Source organism: uncultured Dialister sp. (genome assembly GCA_900314595.1).
Classification (GTDB): domain Bacteria; phylum Bacillota; class Negativicutes; order Veillonellales; family Dialisteraceae; genus Dialister.
The window spans coordinates 1-6400 of record OMVW01000065.1 but is presented as its reverse complement, the minus strand read 5'-3'; the positions used below and the strand labels follow the sequence as shown (position 1 = coordinate 6400).

3 protein-coding genes are annotated in these 6400 nt (G+C 49.8%); all 3 read right to left on the bottom strand.

What is annotated here, in order from left to right; all coding sequences use genetic code 11:
- Positions 1-683: 683 nt before the first annotated feature.
- Positions 684-1742, bottom strand: coding sequence for a tetratricopeptide repeat protein (locus QZN42_RS09800; protein WP_296957185.1), 1059 nt, complete (start codon positions 1740-1742; stop codon positions 684-686).
- A 118-nt stretch (positions 1743-1860) separates the two neighbouring features.
- Positions 1861-3201 (bottom strand): SEL1-like repeat protein, encoded by a 1341-nt coding sequence (locus tag QZN42_RS09795; RefSeq protein ID WP_296957183.1) that lies wholly within the window; start codon positions 3199-3201, stop codon positions 1861-1863.
- A gap of 962 nt (positions 3202-4163) precedes the next feature.
- Positions 4164-5519: a tetratricopeptide repeat protein gene (locus tag QZN42_RS09790; protein WP_296957181.1), complete on the bottom strand. Its 1356-nt coding sequence runs from the start codon at positions 5517-5519 to the stop codon at positions 4164-4166.
- Between the last annotated feature and the right edge of the window lie 881 nt (positions 5520-6400).

Sequence of the window (6400 nt, the reverse complement as noted above, 5' to 3'; positions counted from 1 at the left end):
TTCGACTTTTTTGCACAAAAAAGCACGCACCTTTCGATGCGTACTTGAACTATTTTATGAATTTCTTAAGTTAATGACATTGTGGTTAATAGATAATGGGTTCTACTCCGGCACGGACTGGGTGAGTGGGATGATATTATTTTCACCCGCCTGACATCAATGCAGCTATTAACTATTAACCATGAACTATGAACTTTTATCGTACAGCTGTAATTATCAGAAATGATCAGTCATCGGAAGAACTGAGTTAATGGATAAACGTGGAAAATCGCAGAAACTTCAAAAGGAGAGCGCTGCGCTTTCTCCGCTCCACGCGCGGGGCCGGGAATACACTTTGTCCCTCGTGCGGAGTTACAAATTCTAGTGCGGCCGGGAATACAGGGGCAGGTCGTTAGTAAAGAGCCACCGCCTGTGTACAATCATTTTCAGCACAAATGGGGGGCAACAGCCCGTGGGCGGAGCGCACTATATAAGATTGGTTTCCGCAGGAAACCATATCCTTCCCGACCGCCCCGATCATCCCGATCGCCCCGATTCCCCCGATTCAAAAGTTATCGAAGAAATAAGTCCGCCCTCCGTTTTTCAATGACTCTATTAACTGCCAACCACTAAAAACTAACCACTAAGCACTCGTCAAAGTTTGCAGTGCTCAGTGGTTAGTGATTATTCGATGATAAATCTTATCAGAAAAACATTCCCCCCTGCCGCCGGAGTTCTTCTTCCGCTTCTTCGCTGCCGAGATTTGCGGCGAGGGTGAGGTAGTCGATGCCTTTTTCCCTGTTTTCTTCGGTTCCCCGGCCGGTGAGGTACATCATGCCTGCGATGTAGGCCGCTTTGTTATTGGGGATTTTCGCTGCCGCTTCGAGCCAGGGCAGGGCTTCTTCTTCTTTTCCGTTTCCCATATAGAAGAGGCCCAGGGTGAAGAGGGCGTTTTTATTTCCCAGAGTAAAGGAGTCTTTCAGGATGTCTGCCGCTTTTTTCAGGTCTTTTGGCACGATGAGTCCTTTTTCGTAGAAATGGGACAGTTCTTCCATGGCTTCGGCGCTTCCCAGGCGGGCAGCTGTTTCATACCAGTGGAAGGCTTTGTGGAAGTCCGGATTTTCCGCTTCTTCGTAGTATTTCCCAAGGAAATACGCGGCTTCTTCATTGCCGTGATCTGCGGATTTGTCCATGAGCCGCAGCGCTTCTCCCGTCTTTCCTTCTTCGTAGAGGATGTCCGCCAGTTCGTATTCGGAATTTTTGTCGCTGCATTCAGCCGCTTTCCTGAAGCAGACTTTTGCCTTTTCCATATCCGGCGCCGTGGCAAGTCCTGCCTCATAGGCCATGCCCAGGTCGTAGAGGGCTTTCCAGTATTCGTAGAAAGCGCCCTTGGCCAGCCATTTCATTCCTTCTTCGTAATCGAGGAGCATGCCCCCTCCGGTGTAGAAAAGGCCTGCCTCGTCCATGGCCAGCACGTCGCCCGCCGCCGCAGCCAGAAGGATACGGGAGAAATCCTCATTTACCGTATCCCACATAGTCTGATCTTTTTCGCCGGAGAAAAGGGAGAGGCCGCACAGGGGATCGCCCAGATCTTTTCCCTTTTTGAAATATTCCTCCGCTTTCTTCTCGTCCATCTTTTGATGGCCATAGCCTTCCCGGCAGATGAGGCCCAGAAGGTAGAAGCTCCTGGGAGTCCCTTCGTCCTGAAGGGCTTTATATGCTTCGTCGATTTTTCCCTGAAGAAATAAATTCTCACCGGTCATTATTTTTTCTCCTGTAAATATAATGGTCAGACCATAGTATCTCAAAACAGCCGGACACCCGGCGCCTCAAGAATTTTCTCTGCCTGCCAATCATTTCAATGTTTCACGTGAAACATTTTCAGACAAGCCCCAGATTGATGCGGTTCAGAAGGTCCTGCGCTTCTTCGACCCCCTGCATGGCGGCGCTTCGGAGGTAAAATACGGCGGTCTGCCTGTTCTCCGGCACTCCCTCTCCCATGAGATAGAAGGAACCCAGCACGAACTGGCCGTGGGGTTCACCCAGGTCCGCCGCCATTTTCGCATATTTCACGGCATCTTTCTTCTTTCCATCCATGAGGGATACCTGAACCATGAGGGTCATGCCTTCGGCAGATCCTGCTTCCACCGCTTTTTTCAGGTATTTCACTGCTTCTTTCCGGTTCATTTTGACCCCGTCTCCCTGAAGATAGCAGGCCCCCAGGGTGGAAAGGGCATTGCCGTTTCCTTCTTTTGCCGCTTCTTTAAGGAGGGAGATCCCCTTTTTATGGTCTTTTTCACTCTTTTTATCAAAAATATACAGACCGCCCAGCTCCACCTGAGCATCCGTATTTCCCATATCCATGGCCTGTTTCAGATATTTCTCCGCATTTCTGATATCGCCGTTGATGGAATAATACTGTCCCAGATCGTACACGGCATCATCGTTCATCAGATCTGCCGCCTCTTTCAGGTATGTCAGAAGCTTATCCTCGGAAATATCCGGCAGCGCCTCTTCGATTTCCCTGCCATTATCCAGGTACTGTTCCCACATGTCTACAGCGGATACGCTGTAACCGGCTTTTGCCGCTCTTTCCATCAGTTCATAGGCTTTCCGGATGTCCCTTTCCTCATGGACCCCTTCATAATAATCGCGGCCCAGCGAGTAAAGCGCCTCCGGATAACCGGCGTCTGCCGATTTGCGGAGGAGTGCTTCCGACTTTTCATCATCAGCTCCGTCGAAATCAGGATAGTCATAAACAGAAGCTGCATCCATCATAGACCGGGGATCTCCTTTTTCTGCGCCCTTCAGCAGCCATTTCAGGGCTTCGTGTAAATCTTTTTCCACCAGCACCCCGGATACATAGAGAGCACCCATCAGATTCAATGCGGCTATATTTCCCTCATCCGCCAGGCAGCGTAAATCTTCCAGCACTTCTTCCGAGTCCCCAAAATTTGCATAATTCGGGAAATGAAGCATCGTATGGGCAGCAATGAGCGGTGATTCCAGCTCCAGTCCGCGAAGCAGGTTTTCCATGATTTTTTCAAGATCCGGCTGGCTTCCCGGGAAAAAAGAAGAACGGACGTAAAAAGCCATGCCTCTGGCAATTCCTTCTTCTTCCTCATCCTCAGAATCATCAATAATTTTTTCAAAAGCCGCAAGGCTTTCCCTGTATTTCCCCTGTAAATAAAGATTCTGCGCTTCTTCTAATGCATCAGTCATCTGTCATGCCTCTCTTTGTGAAAACGATTATTTTTTAGTTTATAGTTATCAGTGGTACAAAAGGAAACTGAAATATAGAAAGGATAATGGTTAATGGTTAATGGCCAATAGCTAATGGCTAATGGCTAAGGTCGTAAGCGGGATGAGCCTTACGAATACTTAAAAGCTCCAGGCTCAAAAGCCTCAAACCCTCATGTCGAACCGGCAGGCCACACGAATACCTCAAAGTTCCGGGCTCAATTGCCTCAAACCCTCATGTCGAGCCGAAGGGCCACACGAATACCTCAAAGCTCCAGGCTCAATTGCCTCAAACCCTCATGTCGCGCCGGCAGGCCACACGAATACCTCAAAGTTCCAGGCTCAAAAGCCCCAAACCCTCATGTCGGTCCGGCAGGCCATACGAATACCTTAAAGGGCCAGGCTCAGATGCCTCAAGGTCCCAAGTCGAGCCGGCAGGCCATACGAATACCTCAAAGTTCCAGGCTCAAACGCCTCAAATCCCCATGTCGCACCGGCCGGCCATACGAATACCTCAAAGCACCCGGCTCAATTGCCTCAAACCCTCATGTCGAGACGAAAGGCCATACGAATACCTTGAAGCCCCAGGCTCAATTGCCTCCAAGTCCCAAGTCGAGCCGGCAGGCCACACGAATACCTCAAAGTTCCAGGCTCATTTGCCTCAAACCCTCATGTCGCACCGAAGGGCCATACGAATACCTAAAAGCTCCAGGCTCAATTGCCTCAAACCCTCACGTCGAACCGGAGGGCCACACGAATACCTAAAAGCCGCCCGCTCAAACGCCTCCAGGTCCCAAGTCGATCCGGCAGGCCACACGAATACCTAAAAGCCGCCCGCTCAAACGCCTCCAAGTCCCAAGTCGAGCCGGCAGGCCATACGAATACCTCAAAGCTCCAGGCTCATTTGCCTCAAACCCTCATGTCGAACCGGCAGGCAAAAAATCTCACATGACTCCTTCGATATGGGAGAAGCCTTTATCCAGCAGGTCCTTTGCCCATTTGTGGCCGTTTCCGGCAGAGCGGTAGAGGATTTCCTGGGCCTTTTTGAAATTTTTCGGCACCATGACTCCTTTGATATAGAAAAGGGCAAGGTAGAAAGAGCCTTCTCCATCGTTATATTCATCGGCCTTCCTGAAAGCATCGAAGGATTCCTGAAATTTCCGGTCCTTCAGATACATTTTCCCCAGTTCTCTCGCGGAAGGGCCGTCTTTTTCGGAAACTCCTTCCTGAAGCAGGGAAATGGCCCTGTCTTGATCGATTTCCACACCCATGCCATAGGCATAGCAGAGGCCCAGCTCCCGGATGGCGTCTACACTGCCTTCCCGAATAGCCTGGTTCAGGTAGGAAATACCTTCTTTCTTCCGGTCATCGCCAAAGCAGCCCTCCGCATACATGGTGCCCAGGGCACAGCCGGCCGCCGGATCGGCGCGGTTCCAGGCTTTTTCATACCATTCCCTGGCTTTTTCGAAATCCTTCTCCGTGCCCAGGCCCCGGTAATAGCAGAAGGCCAGGTCCATCGTACAGTCATGATCATCCAGGGAAGCGCCCTTTTTCGCATAGAGAAAGCCCTTTTCCGGATCCAGTACTTCTTTTCCGTTTTCATCCTCAAAGCCCAGTTCACTATAAATATGGAAAAGAGCCCCGCAGGCTTCCGTCTGACCCGCATCAGCCGCCTTCCGGAAGAGGAAGACCGCTTTTGCCTGATCTTCTTCGATTCCGATGCCCCGCCAGAAGAAATAGGCCAGCTGGAACTCCGCTTCCCGGTAGCCGGAAGCCGCCGATTTCAGCGTCCACACATAGGCCTCATGGTCATCGGCTTTTGAGAAATCAGGCTCCAGATAGAGGAAAGCCAGCTGCAGCATAGCTATGGGATTTCCAAGTTTCGCAGCCTTTTCCAGCCAGTTTCCCGCCTTTTCCAGATCCTCCCTCAGGTGGATACCGTAAGCATAAATGAGGCCCATCTGCACCATGGCCTGGGAATTGCCCTCCTTGGCCAGAGACCTGAGGTCCGTGAGAAACAGGGTGAATTCCTCATCGCTCACTTCCTGATCGGATGTGTAGAAATAAAAGCGCGCCAGGGGACAGGAATATTTCATACCCTCCATCCCCACTTCCTCCATGGCCTTCTTCATGCCTGGCCCCGTGAGACCCTCCTTATAAATCGTCATGGCCATGGAAGCGGCAATGCCCTTTTCCCGGCCCTCTGCAGAAGACTTCCGGATGCGGTTGTACATGGCAAGACTCTCCGTGTACTTTCCCCCGCAGAAAAGAGCGTGGGCGTTTTCCAGTGTGTCAGTCATACTCGTCACCTCGTTCGGTTCTTTTTCATTCTTTATATTATTTTATCATATAAGAGAGTAGTGATTAGCAGTTGAAAAACGAAAGGCGAACTTTTTTATCCCATTACTTTTGAATCGGGGCGATCGGAGTGGTCGGGGCGGTCGGGAAGGATATGGTTTTCCTGCGGAAAACCAATTTATATAGTGCGCTCCGCGCACGGGCCTCTGGCCCGCAATTGTGCTATTAAGGGTTGTACACAGACGGTGGCTCTACATGAACGGCCTGTACCTGTATTCCCGGCCTTACGTGAACGGGCATCTCCGCACGAGGGGCAAAGTGTATTCCCGGCCCCGCGCGTGGAGCGGAGGGAGCGCAGCGTTCTCCTTTGAAAATTTCTGCGATTTTCCACTGTTATCCATTAACCCGGCTCTTCCGGTGACCGATTATTTCTGATAATTACAAGCTGTACGATAAAGTTAATAGTTGCATTCATGTCAGGCGGGCAGGAAGACATTTATCTCATTCCCCCTGTCCGTACCGAAGTAGAACCCATTAACCATTATCTATTAACCATTAAACACAATGTATCGTTTATAAAAACTGAATGACTTCAGAGTAATTCGAATAAATCCCATTAACCCCGATGTACATTTTTTCCAATGAATAATCATCTCTGATAATTACAAGCTATATAAAAACAGCTAATAGTTCATAGCTAATGGTTAATAGCTGCATTTAAGTCAGGCGGGTGAAAATAATATTATCTCACTCACCCTGTCCGTACCGGAGTAGAACCCATTAACCATTATCTATTAACCACAATGTCATTAACTTAAGAAATTCATAAAATAGTTCAAGTACGCATCGAAAGGTGCGTGCTTTTTTGTGCAAAAAAGTCGAA